Here is a 16,332-nt window from a genome sequence, read left to right on the forward strand (position 1 = left end):
TGTTAAATGTGTTATGTCTTTTTACAGATATTAAAAAAGGCTTTTCTCTACAAACTGAGCCGGTTCTCCGCAGAACCGGCTTTTTTATATTTACATTAGATTGCTTTTTTTCCGGTGGTAAAGGTAGAGACCGCTTCCGGATGCGAGCAGCAAAAGGCCGAGCATAAGCCAATTGTAGATATTAGAGGCCGTATCAGGCAATGATCCGTTTGCCTGATCAGCCGGGGCTTGTCCGCCGTTTACTCCGTCTGTGCCGTTTCCGGAGCCGCCGGCGGCGGAATCGTCTCCGCTTGCGGGCGGCGCTGAAGGCGTCCCGGCATTGCGTGCGTTTAAGACGGTATATTCGCTGAAATGATTCACATATCCGGCGACGGTTTGGTCTTTCGTGTAGCCGTTTCTCACTTTTGTGAAGCGGTTATGCTTCCGGTCGACGTGATAGACACCTGCTTGTTTGTCAGGCTTATCGACTTGGAAAAACAGTCCGACCGGCTTTTTGAATGAGCTGACGGCTTTTCCTTTTTGGCGGATGCTGAAATCGTACACTTTGGTAACCGCCTGTTTGATGTCCTTCCCGATTTTGATGCCGATCTCCGTCTCTTCCTTTTTCAGATTTGCAGCCGGAAGCACCATGGCGATTTTTTCGTTTTTCAGCGTAATGTTTGGATCGTTTGTTCTTCCTTTGATGAGATTGGTTTGCGCTTTTGCCATGTTCAGCTTAATGTCTTCCCGCTCTGTATCAGGGAAATAGACGATCGCCTTGTTGGCGTTTTGCGCGTACGTTTGAAACGGGTCTTCCTTCAGCGTCCAGGCGCCGTTTTCCTGCCTGTCCGGCAGGAAAACTTCCGTAATTCTGTCTTCGATGTTCGGTGAGACCGAAGCGGATAATTTAAGCTGTTCCGTAAAAATCTCATAATCGGTAAATCCGAGATCCACTCCATTTTTCGCTTGTTTAAAGACAGAGTAGCCGTCACCGCCTCCGCCCATGAAGTTGTTTGTGGCGACACGGTACGTTTTCTTCTGATCAAGCGGCCGGGACTTTCCGTTTTCATCGACAAGGTTCACGTCTAAGATGCGTTCTCCTTTAGGCTTGTTCAATGTAAAAGTATACGTTATACCGGCCACATGAGGAAACGAGCCGCCGCCTTCTTCCACCTGACTGACGCCGTGCTCAAGCGCTTCTTTGATCTGTGCTCCGGTCAAATCGGCGGCATAAAGCGTATTTCCGAACGGCATCACGGTAAGAACCTCGCCGAGAGTGATGGGGCCTTTGTCGATTCCGCTTCTGATTCCGCCGCCGTTTGTGATCGCAATGTCAGCGCCGCCGGCTTGTTTGGCCTTTCTAAGCATACCGTCTGCAATGAAGTTCCCGAGGTTGGTTTCCTTTGACCTGACATGCTCGCGGGTTCCGTCCAGGGGAACATCGGCAATGCCGACGACTTCGGTTTTTAAGTCTTCAATTTCGTTTTTAAAACCGTCAAGTACACCTTTGGCATCTTGATCCTCGGCCGTATTTTCATCGATTGCGATCAACTGGGAGCCCGATTTGCCCGTTTGAACGATGCCGTCCTCATCAAAGGCGACATCGACTCTCCCTAAAAACTGTCCGTAGTCTTTTGCCTGGGCAACGATTGTCGGCTCCTGATTCGGAACGACTTCCAACCGGTCGACGAGCGTATGCGTGTGTCCGCCGATGATCAAATCGATTCCCTGCACTTTTTTCGCCAGCTCTAAGTCGCGGTTATAGCCGATATGGGTGAGGGCGATGATTTTGTTGACCTTTTCTTTCTCTTTGATGTCTTTGACGGTCTTTTCGGCGGTTTGATACGCGTCATTGAAGGCGATGTTTGCCCCGGGACTTGACGTATATGACGTATCCTCGGTCGTCAGTCCGAAAACGGCTACCTTTTCGCCGTTTACATCAAGCAGAATGTACGGATAGATTCCCGTTTCTTTAGGTTTGCCGGCCTTTAAGACCGCCGGTTTTTTCTCAAATCGGTTCAGCTTCGGCTCGTTTGACACATCGACATTTGAACTGACGATCGGAAATGCAGGCGCCTCGAATTTATGTTTGTTCCCCGGATCAACGGCGGCGCCGTTTCCGCCGAGAAAATCGGCAAGAACGCCCGGTCCTTTGTCAAATTCATGGTTGCCGAACGTCATCGCGTCATAGCCCATCATGTTCATCAGCTTCAGATCGGCGAGGCCGTTCCATTTTGTAAAATAAAGATCTCCGGAAAACACATCGCCGGCATCAAGCAGAATATTGTTTTGTGTTTGCGAGCGGACTTCTTTTACCTTTGCTGCGCGCCTTGCCGCATTGTCCAGGTGTGCGTGCGTATCATTCGTATGCATTACCGTTAACGTCCAGTTTTCATCATCTTTCGGCGGCTCTGATCCATCTGCGTCAAAATTCAGCTTGTATACGCCGTATCCGCTGTTTTCGGATTCTCTGACGAAACCGATGTCTTTTGCTTTCTCAGCAAAAGGCTTCGCAAGAAGGGAAGATTCAAACGTCACGTTTGCTCCTTTAATCGGCGCGATCGACCAGTTATTGTCCGCGGCCGGATTGATCGTTCCTTTTTCTATAATGTAATTCATCAGCACCTGCCGGTTTTCGTCAGCAGCGGCGTACACGACTTTGTCCTGTGTCAAGTGAGGGAATCCGCCGCCCCCGGAAGCGCGGTAGTTGTTGGTGACAACGAGAAATTCCTGATCGTCCTTGACGGGCTTTCCGTTATAGGCGAGGTTTTTGACGCGGCTGGCCTCCGGATGTTTCAGCCCGCCTGTGGCGTTGTATTTAGCCTGCTGTGTGACATCGATCTGATACGTCACACCGTCGATCACATCGAAATTGTATGATCTGAAGTCCGGGTTAAGGAGCGCCTGTTCTCCCGTTTTAGATGGATCGATTTGGTTGAACTGCCCCGCGGACATCTCGATCCAGTCTTTGACCTCTTTTCCGGTCAGTTTGACGATATACAGCGTATTGTCGTACAAGTACAGGTCGCCGATGTTTTTTATGGCGAGATCGCCTGCTTTTATGTTCGTATAGTAATCAGCGCCGTTGCGGCCTCCCGCTTTAAACGGAGCGCCCGCTGACAAGATCGGCAAGTCCTTGTATTCCGTATCTTTCATAACGTCCTCGGCATACCACTTTTGCGCGTCAGTGACGATCTGGATGGACGGATCATCCTTTACTTGGGAGAAAAAGCTGTTAATATCCGTTTCCGTTTTGCCGACGGGTTTACGGACGTAGTCCAGCGTTTTCTCATGGGTATCTTGAATGGCCGACGCTACTGTTTCGTTTTGCGAGGATACGTTTCCGGAAACGGCTTCCGTTTTCGCGCTTGCATCTTTGACCGTCCATTTTCCGTCGGTTTTTTCAAGCTGCATATCGATAATGCCTAAATGGCTTCCCCAGTTTTTCGGCATCACGACCGGAATCCCGTTGATTGTGCCTTTTTGAATATCAATTTTCGCATTTCCGGCATAATCGGGGCCTGGGAACAGGCCGTGCTGATGGCCTGAGATGATCGCGTCGATCCCGTCAGCTTTCAAAGCAAGGTCAAGCACGGCATTTTCCGCTCCTGCCGGCTGTTCTTCAGTTTCGATGCCGGTGTGAGCGATCGCGATGATCACGTCCGCCCCCTCCGCTTTCATTTTCGGAATCGTTTCTTTTGCTGATTCGGCAATGTCCTGCACCTTGATTTTGCCGTCCAGGTGCTTTTTATCCCATGTTAAAATCTGCGGCGGGACAAACCCTGTGTAGCCTACTTTCAGCTGCTGCTTTTGCCCGCTTTCATCGGTGAATGTCCGCTCTTCTATGTGAAACGGCTTGTATTTGTTTTGCCCGTCCATCGTTTTGATATTGGCGTTGACGATGGGAAATTGTGCACCTTTGAGGGTTCCGTCCAAAAATTCAAGCCCGTAGTTGAATTCGTGGTTTCCGAGCGTGCCTGCGTCATATTTCAGCTTGTTCATGACATCAATGATCGGGTGTGTTTTCGAGCCGGAGATGATCGGCTCACGTTCATGTTTGAAGACATATTCTCCAAGAGGGTTTCCTTGAATCAGGTCGCCGTTGTCGACGAGAAGCGTGTTAGGATTTCGGCTGCGGTATTTTTCGATGAGCTGCGCCGTCCGGGACAGCCCGAATTCCGCCGTCTCTTTGTCGGCATAGTAATCATAATTCATCATATGTGCGTGAATATCCGTCGTGCCTAATATGCTGAGATTGACAAGGGGATGTTCTTCCGCATGGGTCTGGGTGTTTGGAAAAAGTAAGCTAAGTATCATCGCTGAGGTAAGCAGAATACGGAGAACTGAAAACCGTCTATTCTGTATTCCCACCATTTCTCCACCTTTCAGATTAGAGTAACACCCTCTATTGTAAGAACTTTTTGTAAAGTTTTGTAGATATTTCGTTTCGAATATTGTAAACAGTCTGAAATTGATTCTAAAGTCTTCGTCTGTCTGATCGCCTTTTTGGGTATTTCGGCGGATCCGGCCGCAGGATGTTTTATTTAGTGTGGCAGGGGTAAAAGGATTTATGTAGACAAAAGATGTTGGGAGTGAACGTAAATGGGCAAAAAAATTGCAGTTCTGCTGACAGACTACTTTGAGGATTCCGAGTATGCCGAACCTGCCAAATCGTTCAAAGATGCCGGACATGAGCTGACCGTCATCGAAAAAGAAAAAGGCAAAACGGTGAAAGGGAAGCAGGGACAGGCAGAGGTTGAGACAGACGCATCGATAGACGAAGTCAGTCCCGCCGATTTTGACGCCTTATTGATTCCGGGCGGATTTTCGCCTGATATTCTAAGAGCGGATGGACGGTTTGTATCATTTGCAAAAGCCTTTATGGAAGAGAAAAAGCCGGTATTTGCGATCTGCCACGGACCGCAGCTTTTGATCACGGCCAAGGCGCTTGACGGCAGAAGCGCGACAGGCTACACATCGATTCGTGTTGATTTGGAAAACGCCGGAGCTAAATTTCAGGACAAAGAAGTTGTCGTGTGCCAGGACCAGCTTGTCACGAGCCGGACGCCGGACGACATTCCGGCGTTTACGCGTGAAGCGTTGAAATTGCTCGGCTAAGCAAAAAAGACCGGATGTGATTCCGGTCTTTTTTTTTGCAGAGAGCCTATTTGCGCAGCGCAGCCAGCTCCTCGGCGATCGCCTGCATTTCGCTTGGGCTGAAGGATTTCTTTTTCATCACCATTTTGTGCAAATATTCAAGATCATCAAGCTTTTCATCGCTGAAGTCCTCCGCTTTGATGACACTGATGTTCAGCATGTTTAACTTTTGCGAGATCTCTTCGACCATTTTGTTCAGCACCGCTGTTTTTTGATCAGACAATCGGGCACTTCCTTTCCCTCGGATTTCGTAGTTTTTATTGTAACAGAAATGCCGGAGAAGAAAAGGACCATTTAGATCCATCATAGACGCGATTTCTGGTAAGCCGTGGAGACTGATCAGGTTCGCAATCGCCATCAGGCTGATTCCGGTCGCTCCGTCTTCTGCAGCCTGGACGAGAATGATAAGGCCGGAAAAGACATAAAATAAGGCTGTGACCGGTGCCGGCTGCCAATGGCCACAGGGATCACAAAAGCTATGACGCCGATTGGCTTGAATATGACTGACTCGAAAACTTAGGGAAGGAGCCTCGCCGTTACATATTCCCCGTTCAGGACCAAAATCGCTCCGATAAAAACAAATACATTTTATCTTCGACTGCCGAAACTCCTCCTCAATCAGGGGCAGATATTCTGACCAAAGTTGAAAAAATAAGAAAAAACTTTAGTATAAAATCAAATACGTTTTTACTTTTAGAAAAGAGGGGAAAGAAATGATAAAGGTGTTATTCGTCTGCCTCGGCAACATTTGCCGGTCGCCGATGGCGGAAGCGGTATTCAACGACATGCTCAACAAAAGCGGGCTTCGCCAACACATAGAAGCCGATTCGGCCGGCACCGGAAACTGGCATGTCGGCAAACCGCCGCATGAAGGAACGCGCGCATTGCTGGCGGAAAAACGGATCAGCTGTGAGGGGCTGTATGCGAGACAGCTCATGGCAAACGACTTGGAAGTGTTTGATTACATCATTGCGATGGATGCTGAAAACGAAGGGAATATCAGAAGGATGGCCGGATTCGCCGAAAAGCCCGCGATCAGGCGGCTTCTTGACTTTGTCGATGACAGCAAAACGAAAGATGTCCCTGATCCTTACTACACGGGAAATTTTGATGAGGTGTATGAGCTCGTAGCGGAAGGCTGCCGTCAATTGCTGAATGAAATCAAAAAAGAGCACAATTTATAAAAAAAGGGAGAGATCTTTGATGAAAGGTGATCGCGTCGTTCTTAGAAACATCCTCCTCGGCGCCTCGGTCGGGGCGGTCATGTCACTCTTGCACAAACCGACAAGGGAAGCCTGCGGTGAGAAACTGTCGGCCTGCAAAAGCAAAATCAAGCTTTACCGGAGCAATCCGAATCTGTTAACCGACTGCATCAAAGAGAAAATCGAAGAAACAAAAAAGCTGTCGGCATCTGTTACAGACGATCTGAATTTTTTAAATCAACAGATCAGGGAATTGAAAGAAACCACCCCGAAGGTGATCGAATTAATCGAGGAAACGAGGGAGCATTTCTCCAAAAAAACTGACAATCGTCTGGAGTGAGAAAAGTGGTGAGTTTTATAAAAGAGCTGGTGTGGCGGTTTCTGCTGCATGAAGGGCCGAGCAAATCAGCCGAACTGGCGTATTTTTTCCTTTTGTCCCTGTTTCCGTTCATGATCTTTTTGCTCACGCTGATCAGGTATCTGCCCGTCAAAACGGCGGATGTCATCGGCCTGATCGCACAGTATGCCCCTGAGGATACGCTGTCGATCATCGAAGAAACGCTCAAAACGGGAAACAGGGGACTCCTTTCATTCGGTATCATCGCGGCCGTATGGTCGGCTTCAAACGGAGTAAACGCGATTGTCAGGGCGTTTAACCATGCGTATGAAGTAAAGGAAACCCGCTCTTTTATTATGGTTCGCCTGACATCGCTTTTCCTGACGGCGGCGCTGGTGTTCACGATCCTAATTGCCCTGCTTCTTCCGGTATTCGGCAGAGTCATCGGCCATTTCATTGCCGGTCTAGACGGTACGCCGCACATGTTTCTTACGGCCTGGTCAGCGATTCGCTGGGGAATCAGCCCGCTCGTCCTGCTGATCGTATTTACGGCTTTGTACTTTTTTGCGCCGAACAAACGGCTGTCATTTACATTCGCGCTTCCCGGCGCGATTGCGGCAACCGCAGGCTGGATTATCGTCAGTGTCGCGTTTTCCTATTATGTCAGCGAATTTGCAAACTACAGCGCCACCTACGGAAGCCTCGGCGGAATCATCGCTTTGATGGTCTGGTTTTATTTAAGCGGAATGATGATTATTTTAGGAGGCGAAATCAATGCCCTTTTACATAAACGTAAAATCATTCCTGAAGAAAATCCGGCAAAACGAGCAACCTAAAAAGGAACCTTTTAAAAAGTTCAAAGCGGAGGGATCATCATGACAAAGCATACGAAAAAAGGCGGAAGCCATAACAAGCAAAACTCAAAGCAAAGCTCAAAACATAAAACGAGCGGGAGCGCCAACGGACAAAACGGATATCATTAAAGGCTCCCGGGCATTCAACAAGGCCGTCTGCATTCATGCAGGCGGCTTTTTTAAAGCGGTTTTGCCTCTGACTGCTGCCGGATGCCTTTCATACCTTTAGATCTTCCAAAAAGCACGCCAAACCAGATCAACGCCATCACAAATGTAATGAAATAAAACAGATTTCCGTTCTCAAATGTTTGCATATACCAGCCGCCGGCGACGGGCCCGAAAATGCTTCCGAAGCTGAAGGTAATCCCGCACATCAAGTTTCCGGCCGGAAGAAGGTGCTTTGGCAGCAAATCGGCCATAAAGCTGATGCCGAGAGAAAAAGTCGAACCGACGGCCATCCCAGCCGCAAAAAAACATCCCGCTAAAAACGGCGAAGAATAGGAGAACCCTGCTGTGAAAAAACACCCCGCACCGATGGCCAAAATCACGAGCAGCACCTTTTTTCTCCCGAATTTGTCGCTCATGATGCCGAGCGGATATTGAAACACGATGCTGCCGATGGCAAAGGCGGGCAAAATGATTGATACCCCTTCAACAGAGATCCCCGATCTGAGCGCATACACCGGGAAATTTCCGTTCAGCGCGGTCTCTAAAAACCCGTAGCCAAATGTCGGCAAAAAGGCGACCCATCCGAGCAAAAACGCCTGGAAAAAGCGCTTCAGGCTATTATCGGTCCTGGTGTCTGCGGCGCTTTTTTCAGGGAAGTCATTTTTCAGGAAGAAAATAAACAGCCAGGCCGTTAGGCTGAACGCACCCGAGATGATAAACGGCAAGGACGGTGCAACCTCAACAAGCGGCGTTAAAAAAGGTCCTGCGGCAAACCCGAGCCCGAAAGAAAGCCCGTATAACGAAATATTCCGCCCGCGGTTTTTTTCAGACGACAGGGTCGTTACCCATGTCTGTGTTGAAAAATGGAGCATATGGTCGCCGATTCCGATTAACAGCCGCAAAAAGAACCAGACGATATACGACTGAAACAACAGAAAGCTGAACAGGCATGCGGCCACCATCATCCCGCCGATCACGATCAGCGGCTTAAAGCCGAGCCTTCTCAGCGGCGCTTCCATGAACGGGGAAGCGATCAATACGCCGATGTAGAGGCCTGTGGCGTGAAGCCCGTTCAAAGCCGCGGAATGTCCTTCCTGTTCAAAAATAACCGAAATGACCGGGAGCAGCATCCCTTGGGAAAATCCTGATATACTGACAATTAAAACGAGTATGAAAAAGTGAAATCGTGACATCGCCAATTCTCCTTATCGTAGTTCTTCTTTGATCGTACAACTAGAGGAAGTTTTTAGGTAAGACGATTTTCAGCATGAGGTGAAAACGATGGAAGTGAAATCGAATCAGAACGGCTTTTATGCCGATTTCGAATATGGCCGTCTTACGGTCTCTGGCCATGAGGAAGAGGGATTCAGACCGTATCAGCTCATGGTCGCTTCGATCGCGGCTTGCAGCGGGGCGGTCTTTCGCAAAATCCTTGAAAAAAAGCGGCTGCAGCTAAAAAGTATGACCATCAAGGCAAAAGAAGAACGCGTACCGGAAGAAGCGGACCGTCTGAAAAGCATTCACCTGCATTTTGTTTTAAAAGGAGAACGCTTAAGACCCGATATCATGGAAAAAGCGCTTAAGACAGCGATGAGAAACTGCGCGATGGTCAGGTCTGTTCAGGGCAGCATCGACATTACGGAATCGTTTGAAATCATCCCATAGGTGTTTCAAACATTCGCCGATGCGGAATAGAACAGTATGCCCGTATATAATCGGACGGGTTCGTGCAAAAATAACCTATAACGAAATGTAAGAAATGAGGAATCTAACATGGGGCGTATTTTCTTTCTGATGATGGCTGCAGGCATCCCATTGTCGATTGCCGGAAGCGTTTTGCATTGGCCGTCTACGCTGATGTTCATCATTTACTGCCTTACGATAATCGCGCTGGCCAGCTATATGGGGAGAGCGACAGAGAGCCTTGCGATTATCGCCGGCCCGAGGATCGGCGGTCTCTTAAATGCCACATTCGGCAATGCCGTTGAGCTGATCATTTCCATTTTCGCATTGAGAGAAGGGCTGGTCGGAATCGTGCTTGCTTCCCTGACAGGTTCTGTTCTCGGCAATCTTCTGCTTGTAGCGGGCCTGTCGTTTTTCATCGGCGGCCTCAAATACAAGAGGCAGGAGTTTAATGTTTATGATGCCAGGCATAATTCAGGTCTGCTCATGTTTGCGGTCATCGTCGCTTTCGTCATTCCGGAAGTGTTCACGATCAACATGACCGAGCCTAAGAAACTGACGATGAGCGTCGGGATCAGCATCATCATGATATTGCTGTACTTGGCCGCGCTTTATTTTAAGCTTGTCAGCCACAGAGGGGTCTACCAGTCAAATCTCGAAGCCGAAGAAGAAAAAGAAGAGCCGGAATGGTCGGGAATGCGCGCTACGCTGATTTTGTTTTTGGCGACGCTTGCCGTCGCTTACATTTCGGAAAACCTCGTTCATACTTTTCATTCGGTTGCCAAACAATTCGGCTGGTCAGAGCTTTTTATCGGCGTCATCATTGTCGCGATCGTCGGAAACGCTGCAGAACATGCGTCAGCTGTCTTGCTGGCTTATAAAAACAAGATGGATATCGCGGTTGAAATCGCCATCGGTTCAACCCTGCAGATCGCGATGTTCGTCGCGCCGGTGCTCGTGATCTGCTCCCTGTTTTTCCAAACCGGGATGCCGCTCGTCTTTACTTTGCCGGAGCTTGTCGCAATGGCCTCCAGTGTTCTTTTGATGATCGTGATTTCCAACGACGGGGATACGAACTGGTTCGAAGGAGCGACATTATTGGCGGCGTATATCATTATGGGAATCGGTTTCTTTCTTCTTTAAAAAAAGATGGATAAAGGCGTCTGTTACGGAAAACACTAAAGAAAAAGGAACAGAAAGAGTGATAGTATGAAAAAGCTTTTGTGTTTTACGCTGACCGCGTTTTTATCCTTTAGTTTTTTCGCTGTACAGGAAGCCGATGCAGCTAAACCGATCAAGATTCCAAGCTCTGTCACTAACATTTCCAAAGAAAATACGTATCCGAACGCCTCACAGGACCAGCCGCGGCTGCAGCCGAGCGAATTGGCCCAAGAACTTCTGAAAACATCAGATACGGCGATCGAAAACCCGCATTTGATCAAAATGCTGAATGAAACAAGCATTTCGGGAACACCGACTGCCATTGGATACAGAGCGACGATTTATTTGGGAAGATGGGCGCTGGGATACACGTCCAACGAAACAGTCGCAAACTGGGAATACCGCAAAATCAACACAAACCGCTTTGACAACAGAGGCGGAAAAGCGCCTGTCGAGCTGACTTATTCGCAGGAGCAGACGAGTAAAATCAAGGGCGGCTTAACCGCAAAAGTGCCGAAATCAGACGATGTAAAAAATATGATGATGCTCAAGGCCATGGAAAAAACGAAGCTGCCGCTTGCATTTGAAACTGTCGTAGGAGCCGGCACAAAACGGGATCAGGTGTATAAGATTTCGCCGAAAAAGCTCGGTTACCTGAATGCATACGCCCCGGCCGTAAATGAAAAGGGGAAAGTCACCTACGGAGAAGTCTACCTTGTCCTAAGAGGCAATAAAAGAAAGCTTGTCGTCAAAAATATTACCTCGCAGGGAATCGGAGCTTGGATTCCTGTACAGGATCACCTGACTTTCAGCTTTCAGCTGAGCCATCAGCCAAAATAAAAAAGCAAGCCGAAAAAGGCTTGCTTTTTTAGATTCTTGCTTTCCGGGAAGAAAAATCGACATTTTCGTAATAGCTGTTCTTCACCAATACATTCGGGCCGAGGCACCTCACGTTTGGACAATGGCAGCTCAGCTCCCGGGCAAGGTCTGTTTTTCTCCATCTGTTGTAGGCATCTGTCAGGCTGTCTGTTTGGATATTGCCGAGCGGCGGAGTATCGCCGAAATCCGTCACAATAATATTGCCGTCGAAAATATTCACATTCAGACGGGAACGCCCGTCAGGATCATTTCTGACCGTGACGTTTTTGGCTGTGCGAAGGCGCTCGAGGAGAGCGTGGTCTTCGGGATCGGAGCTGCACGCATAAAAAGGCAGGGTCCCGAACAGCATCCACGTATTCTCATCGCGGATGTCGAGAAGGCGGTGAATCGCTTCCCTCATCTCCTTCAAGCTCAATGACTCGAGCGCGCTTGCAAAATCGCTCGGATACATCGGATGCACTTCATGGCGCTGACATTTCATTTCCTCAACGATCTGGCGGTGAATATGTTCGATATGAGGGAGCGTCCGCTTGTTCAGCATCGTCTCAGCTGATACCATCACTCCTTCATTGACGAGCGTCCTGCTGTTTTCGATCATTTTCTCGAAATAGCGGGCGCGCTGCGCAAATGTCGGCTTCTTATCCATCATCGCAAAGCCGATTTCGGCAAAGTCCTCGACCGTTCCCCAGTTGTGGGAGATGTGAAGAACGTCCAAATAAGGGATGATCAGCTCGTAGCGGCCGATATCGAGCGTCAGGTTTGAATTAATCTGCGTCCTGACGCCGCGCTCGTGTGCATATTTTAATAAAGGAACGACATATTCCTTTACCGATTTTAACGAAAGCATCGGCTCTCCGCCGGTAATACTTAAAGAGCGGAGCCGCGGAATTTCATCAAGCCGTTTTAACAGCAGGCTGAGCGGAAGCGCGTTCGGATCCTTCGGCTGAAGGGTATACCCGACGGCGCAGTGCTCGCAGCGCATATTGCAAAGTGTTGTTGTCGTAAATTCAACATTCGTCAGCTGCATATCGCCGTATTGGTCAACGTCCATATACGCTTCCCACGGATCATATTCCGGCGTGATCGGACGGACCGTCATTTTTTGTGTCATGGCATATCTAACTCCTTTATCGATAGGACATACTAATATAGCCCAACTATTCATTTTAGACCTCATCCCTGAGCTCTGCAAGTGAAGGATCATTGAAAAAAAGCGGGGAATAGGCTACCATAAAGGAACAAAAAGGAGGAGAAGCATGGGCAACGCAGTAACCGATAAAGAACAGCAAGTGAATTATTTGAAAAACAGATTGGATATGTTTATGTCTGTCATCGATTCTTTAGACCCTGAATCGACGGACATTGAAGATATTGACAGGTTGATCGGCATGCTTGACGATCTTGAAGCCAAGTATGAACGATTTAAAAAAGACTGGAAGTAAAACCGCGAGCCCTCCTTAAGCCGCGGTTTTTTCGTGTTTTCCAAGTGTTGCTTAGTATGAAAAACAGAGCTCTTTTGCACAATAAGGAAAAATGAAGCTGGGAGCGAAGATCATGAAACGAATCTGTGCCATATGCTGCGGATTTCTGATGATGCTGGCTTTTTCGGGCAATGCGCAAGCGATATCCAACAAGCCGTTTCATTGGGGATTCGCCAAAAGCAAAAACCATCAGCCGGTAGACGCGGGAAAAGAGCTCAACGAGATGTTAAAAAAGTACGACGCCTTTTATTTGGGCAACACAAAGGAAAAGACGATCTACTTAACGTTTGATAACGGCTATGAGAATGGATATACCCCGAAGGTGCTCGATGTCTTAAAAAAACAAAACGTCAAGGCCGCTTTCTTTGTGACAGGCCATTTTGTCAAAGACAAGCCCGAGCTCATCAAAAGGATGGCAGATGAAGGCCACATCATCGGCAACCACTCGTTCCACCATCCAGACCTCACGACAAAAACGAGCCGCGTCATTCAAGAGGAATTGGAATCGGTCGACGAGGAAGTGTTTAAAATCACAGGCAAAAAGAATAATCTCTATTTGCGCCCGCCGCGGGGCGTATTCAGCGAACGGGTACTGGACGAAGCGAAAAAGCTCGGCTATCAGACCGTCTTCTGGTCAGTCGCCTTTGTCGACTGGAAAATCGACGCCCAAAGAGGCTGGAAATACGCCTATGACAACATGCTGAAACAGGCGCATCCAGGCGCCGTCTATCTGCTGCACACGGTGTCAAAAGACAATGCCGATGCACTTGACAAGGCGATTACCGATTTGAAAAAAGAAGGGTATACATTCAAAAGCCTCGACGACCTGATGTTTGAAAAATATATGATGCTAAAGCCCCTATAATGAAAATCCTCCGGAAGTACGGAGGATTTCAGCGTGTCGACAAACCCTCGCATTCGTTGTCAGGCCTGCGCGTCGGTGCTCACGAATTCCAACATTCGCTCCGCTCCGATGCTCGGCCTTCCTAGACTGCAAGGGTTTTCAATCACGCTGAAAGGATGACAAAATCCTAAAACTATAAACCGTTTTATGATTTTGTCAACAATCTGAAATCCTCCGGAAACGGAGGATTTTTCTTTAGGCTTAAAAATAATGCTTCCGGCTCTTTCATTTCCTCCAAGCGATCCCGCAGAATAAAAAACCATTTTATATACATATATTACTAGATTTAAAAAAGAAATAGGTTTATTATTATATTCGAAGGGGGAATTACCATGTCAAATTTAGTGAAGTCAGTCACATCACCTAAAAAATTTATCACGGGAAAACGATTGCTTGAGAATATGAACGATTATATTAAAGATTTAGGCGACAAGGCTTACATCATTTGCGACGCATTTATTTTGGAACGGGCCCAAAAAGAAGCCGGAGAATCCATTAAAAAAGCGGGCAATCAAGCCGTTTTTGAAAAATTTAATTATGAGTGTACACAGGAAGAAATCGATCGAAACAGGGAGCTTGCACGCGAAGCAGGCGCGAACATCATCGTTGGGATCGGGGGCGGAAAAACGCTTGATACGGCAAAAGCGACAGCATATTATGAAAATCTGCCGGTTGTGATTTTCCCAACCATTGCTTCAACCGATGCTCCTTGTACGGCGCTGGCCGTCATCTATAAACATAGCGGAGCATTTGACCGCTATTTATTTTTGCCGACAAACCCTGACGTCGTTCTCGCCGACTCAGATATTTTATCTGCCGCGCCGCCGCGCTTTTTCGCCGCCGGAATCGGTGACGCGCTGGCGACATACTTTGAAGCGCGGGCATGTTATCGCGCAAACGGGGACAACCTTGTGCTGATGAAGCCTTCAACAACGGGTCTCGGTCTTGCCCGCCTTTGCTATGATACGCTTTTGGAAAACGGCGTAAAAGCGATGCAGGCTGTCAAAAACGGAATTTCGACGCGCGCCGTGGAAGATACCATTGAAGCGACGATTTATTTGAGCGGAGTCGGCGCGGAATCAGGCGGACTTGCCGCAGCCCATGCCATCCACAACGGCATGACAGCCGTACCGGCTCTTCATCATGCACAGCACGGCGAAAAAGTCACCTTCGGCCTTCTCGCTCAGCTCGTCCTTGAAAACGTGCCGACAGAAGAACTGGAAACCGTCATCAACTTCATCAAAGGCGTCGGCCTCCCGCTGACATTAAAAGACCTTGGAGTCGAGGAATTCGTCGAAGAAGAATGGCGCCAAGTCGCTCAAAGCGCTTGTGCGGAAGGCGACACAATGGGCAACATGCCGTTCCCTGTCACACCTGACGACGTCTACAACGCCATCATCGCCGCCAACGCGATCGCAGAGTCTTATCACGATTAAGGCGGACAAGCTGCTTCCCGGGGAGGGGAGCAGTTTTTTTAGATATGGGGAAAGGAGAATTGATGAAAAAGGTGTTTAGCCGTGAAACTTTTCTTTGTTATTAAACATAACTACTGTAATGATTTTTTGATTATATTAATTAACCTAGTATGTATGATAAACAGCTCTATTTTACAAGTCACCGAATCTTGTTTATTAGCGTTTATGAATATCTATCAATGTCGATATCGTATACTTCCAACTCTATAATATGAATAGTTGTTGAATCGCTTTCGAAAGTGTATGCTTTTTTACATTTTACCAAGATACCAATTGTCTCGCATGATTTTATTGAATTTAAGATGTCTTGAGTTTTAACTTTTGAATTCTCAAAGAATAGTTTAGGAATATAGCGTCCATTGGAATGGTCATAGAATTTTAGTGTGGCCGATTGGATTTTTCCGTTTTTATCAGAGTTACTGCGGTTATTTATTTGACCTTGAACAAAGAAGTAGTCAGGAAGAACTCCTTTTATTTGATTAGAATACATAAAAGGGTAACCCTTTTGAGAATATGAAATTTTCTCTTGGGAAAAAACTCTATAAAGTTCTTGGCCTCTTCCTTTTTCTTTTGCATCATTTATGTGATAAAAATATTCGTCAACGGTTCGTATAAGAAAGCTTCCTTTTTTTCTAGAGCTGTACTTTGATTTCGGGCGTATTATTTTGTGTGAGTCCCGGTTACATTTTTCTGCCTTGGTAGTGGATTCTGTTTGAATATTTGAAGTGTGGGGAAGGGATGGCACTACTTTCGGTTTGTCTAAAAGAGTATGTTTTCCCTGTTGTATTTCATAATTCATGCTGACATATTCATATCCATAAGAACAATGATCAAGATGTTGGTGAGTTTTCGAAAAAACTCTAAAATACCCACGTTTATCGATTGTAAGAAGTGTCTTACATTCAGGGCAATAGAAATCATATAAAATCTTAAATTGCATGATGTTTTCTTGCATTTCTGCTCTAGTCATTTTCTGTTTTTCGTCTATATAATCCTTTGCGGTTCCTTTTGGAAGATATAATGCAGAATTAATGACTCTCCCCATTACTAAT

Annotated in this window: 16 protein-coding genes; 11 read left to right on the forward strand and 5 right to left on the reverse strand. The window is 47.4% G+C overall.

Annotated elements, in window-relative coordinates; genetic code table 11:
- Positions 1-90 precede the first annotated feature (90 nt).
- Positions 91-4,353 carry a bifunctional 2',3'-cyclic-nucleotide 2'-phosphodiesterase/3'-nucleotidase gene (locus AB447_RS18000; protein ID WP_048355104.1) on the reverse strand — a complete coding sequence of 1,421 codons (4,263 nt, stop codon included), beginning with the start codon at positions 4,351-4,353 and terminating at the stop codon, positions 91-93.
- A gap of 228 nt (positions 4,354-4,581) precedes the next feature.
- On the opposite strand from AB447_RS18000, the gene AB447_RS18005 reads away from it, so the two are divergent.
- Complete coding sequence (locus tag AB447_RS18005; protein ID WP_048355103.1) at positions 4,582-5,097, forward strand: type 1 glutamine amidotransferase domain-containing protein; 516 nt, start codon at positions 4,582-4,584, stop codon at positions 5,095-5,097.
- Between the two features lie 46 nt (positions 5,098-5,143).
- Here the strand turns inward: AB447_RS18005 and AB447_RS18010 are convergent, their stop codons facing one another.
- A complete protein-coding gene (locus tag AB447_RS18010) occupies positions 5,144-5,359 on the reverse strand; it encodes a DUF1128 domain-containing protein (protein ID WP_046131028.1) in 216 nt (71 codons plus the stop codon).
- A 490-nt stretch (positions 5,360-5,849) separates the two neighbouring features.
- Between AB447_RS18010 and AB447_RS18015 the strand changes: the two genes are divergently transcribed.
- From AB447_RS18015 to AB447_RS18025, 3 genes are read left to right on the forward strand one after another with little or no spacing between them, the layout of a single operon-like run.
- The gene (locus AB447_RS18015) at positions 5,850-6,320 is read left to right on the forward strand and encodes a low molecular weight protein-tyrosine-phosphatase (RefSeq protein WP_048406571.1); all 471 of its coding nucleotides are present in this window, start codon (positions 5,850-5,852) and stop codon (positions 6,318-6,320) included.
- Positions 6,321-6,339: 19 nt separating this feature from the next.
- Positions 6,340-6,678, forward strand: a complete 339-nt coding sequence (locus AB447_RS18020; RefSeq protein WP_048406570.1) for a hypothetical protein — start codon at positions 6,340-6,342, stop codon at positions 6,676-6,678.
- An 8-nt stretch (positions 6,679-6,686) separates the two neighbouring features.
- A complete protein-coding gene (locus AB447_RS18025; protein WP_048355118.1) occupies positions 6,687-7,511 on the forward strand; it encodes a YihY/virulence factor BrkB family protein in 825 nt (274 codons plus the stop codon).
- Between the two features lie 197 nt (positions 7,512-7,708).
- Here AB447_RS18025 and AB447_RS18030 read toward each other — a convergent pair whose 3' ends face one another.
- Complete coding sequence (locus tag AB447_RS18030; RefSeq protein ID WP_048355101.1) at positions 7,709-8,890, reverse strand: MFS transporter; 1,182 nt, start codon at positions 8,888-8,890, stop codon at positions 7,709-7,711.
- Positions 8,891-8,978: 88 nt separating this feature from the next.
- On the opposite strand from AB447_RS18030, the gene AB447_RS18035 reads away from it, so the two are divergent.
- The 3 genes from AB447_RS18035 (at position 8,979) to AB447_RS18045 (ending at position 11,381) form a co-directional block, all read left to right on the forward strand.
- A complete protein-coding gene (locus AB447_RS18035; protein ID WP_048355100.1) occupies positions 8,979-9,362 on the forward strand; it encodes an OsmC family protein in 384 nt (127 codons plus the stop codon).
- Positions 9,363-9,470: 108 nt separating this feature from the next.
- A complete protein-coding gene (gene cax / locus AB447_RS18040; protein WP_048355099.1) occupies positions 9,471-10,523 on the forward strand; it encodes a calcium/proton exchanger in 1,053 nt (350 codons plus the stop codon).
- Positions 10,524-10,589: 66 nt separating this feature from the next.
- Complete coding sequence (locus AB447_RS18045) at positions 10,590-11,381, forward strand: YfkD famly protein (protein ID WP_048355098.1); 792 nt, start codon at positions 10,590-10,592, stop codon at positions 11,379-11,381.
- Between the two features lie 28 nt (positions 11,382-11,409).
- On the opposite strand, the gene yfkAB is transcribed toward AB447_RS18045, so the two are convergent.
- Positions 11,410-12,531 (reverse strand): radical SAM/CxCxxxxC motif protein YfkAB, encoded by a 1,122-nt coding sequence (gene yfkAB / locus AB447_RS18050; protein ID WP_048355097.1) that lies wholly within the window; start codon positions 12,529-12,531, stop codon positions 11,410-11,412.
- A gap of 145 nt (positions 12,532-12,676) precedes the next feature.
- Between yfkAB and AB447_RS18055 the strand changes: the two genes are divergently transcribed.
- The 4 genes from AB447_RS18055 (at position 12,677) to AB447_RS18070 (ending at position 15,241) form a co-directional block, all read left to right on the forward strand.
- The gene (locus AB447_RS18055) at positions 12,677-12,862 is read left to right on the forward strand and encodes an SE1561 family protein (protein WP_048355096.1); all 186 of its coding nucleotides are present in this window, start codon (positions 12,677-12,679) and stop codon (positions 12,860-12,862) included.
- Between the two features lie 112 nt (positions 12,863-12,974).
- Positions 12,975-13,766: a delta-lactam-biosynthetic de-N-acetylase gene (gene pdaA, locus AB447_RS18060; RefSeq protein ID WP_048355117.1), complete on the forward strand. Its 792-nt coding sequence runs from the start codon at positions 12,975-12,977 to the stop codon at positions 13,764-13,766.
- Between the two features lie 33 nt (positions 13,767-13,799).
- Positions 13,800-13,925, forward strand: coding sequence for a hypothetical protein (locus AB447_RS27300; protein WP_277620359.1), 126 nt, complete (start codon positions 13,800-13,802; stop codon positions 13,923-13,925).
- A 212-nt stretch (positions 13,926-14,137) separates the two neighbouring features.
- Positions 14,138-15,241 carry a glycerol dehydrogenase gene (locus AB447_RS18070; protein WP_048355095.1) on the forward strand — a complete coding sequence of 368 codons (1,104 nt, stop codon included), beginning with the start codon at positions 14,138-14,140 and terminating at the stop codon, positions 15,239-15,241.
- A gap of 202 nt (positions 15,242-15,443) precedes the next feature.
- Here AB447_RS18070 and AB447_RS18075 read toward each other — a convergent pair whose 3' ends face one another.
- On the reverse strand, positions 15,444-16,325 hold the full coding sequence (locus tag AB447_RS18075; RefSeq protein WP_057957683.1) for a hypothetical protein: 882 nt from the start codon (positions 16,323-16,325) through the stop codon (positions 15,444-15,446).
- Positions 16,326-16,332: the final 7 nt, after the last annotated feature.

The organism is Bacillus glycinifermentans (genome assembly GCF_001042475.2).
Taxonomy (GTDB): domain Bacteria; phylum Bacillota; class Bacilli; order Bacillales; family Bacillaceae; genus Bacillus; species Bacillus glycinifermentans.

Excerpts from the sequence above, each read along its gene's own strand:
- AB447_RS18000 (WP_048355104.1), bottom strand. The coding sequence starts at position 4,353 with ATGGTGGGAATACAGAATAGACGGTTTTCAGTTCTCCGTATTCTGCTT.
- AB447_RS18015 (WP_048406571.1), top strand. The coding sequence starts at position 5,850 with ATGATAAAGGTGTTATTCGTCTGCCTCGGCAACATTTGCCGGTCGCCG.
- AB447_RS18005 (WP_048355103.1), top strand. The coding sequence starts at position 4,582 with ATGGGCAAAAAAATTGCAGTTCTGCTGACAGACTACTTTGAGGATTCC.
- AB447_RS18020 (WP_048406570.1), top strand. The coding sequence starts at position 6,340 with ATGAAAGGTGATCGCGTCGTTCTTAGAAACATCCTCCTCGGCGCCTCG.
- AB447_RS18055 (WP_048355096.1), top strand. The coding sequence starts at position 12,677 with ATGGGCAACGCAGTAACCGATAAAGAACAGCAAGTGAATTATTTGAAA.
- yfkAB (WP_048355097.1), bottom strand. The coding sequence starts at position 12,531 with ATGACACAAAAAATGACGGTCCGTCCGATCACGCCGGAATATGATCCG.
- AB447_RS18070 (WP_048355095.1), top strand. The coding sequence starts at position 14,138 with ATGTCAAATTTAGTGAAGTCAGTCACATCACCTAAAAAATTTATCACG.
- pdaA (WP_048355117.1), top strand. The coding sequence starts at position 12,975 with ATGAAACGAATCTGTGCCATATGCTGCGGATTTCTGATGATGCTGGCT.
- AB447_RS18045 (WP_048355098.1), top strand. The coding sequence starts at position 10,590 with ATGAAAAAGCTTTTGTGTTTTACGCTGACCGCGTTTTTATCCTTTAGT.
- AB447_RS18030 (WP_048355101.1), bottom strand. The coding sequence starts at position 8,890 with ATGTCACGATTTCACTTTTTCATACTCGTTTTAATTGTCAGTATATCA.
- AB447_RS18035 (WP_048355100.1), top strand. The coding sequence starts at position 8,979 with ATGGAAGTGAAATCGAATCAGAACGGCTTTTATGCCGATTTCGAATAT.
- AB447_RS18075 (WP_057957683.1), bottom strand. The coding sequence starts at position 16,325 with ATGGGGAGAGTCATTAATTCTGCATTATATCTTCCAAAAGGAACCGCA.
- cax (WP_048355099.1), top strand. The coding sequence starts at position 9,471 with ATGGGGCGTATTTTCTTTCTGATGATGGCTGCAGGCATCCCATTGTCG.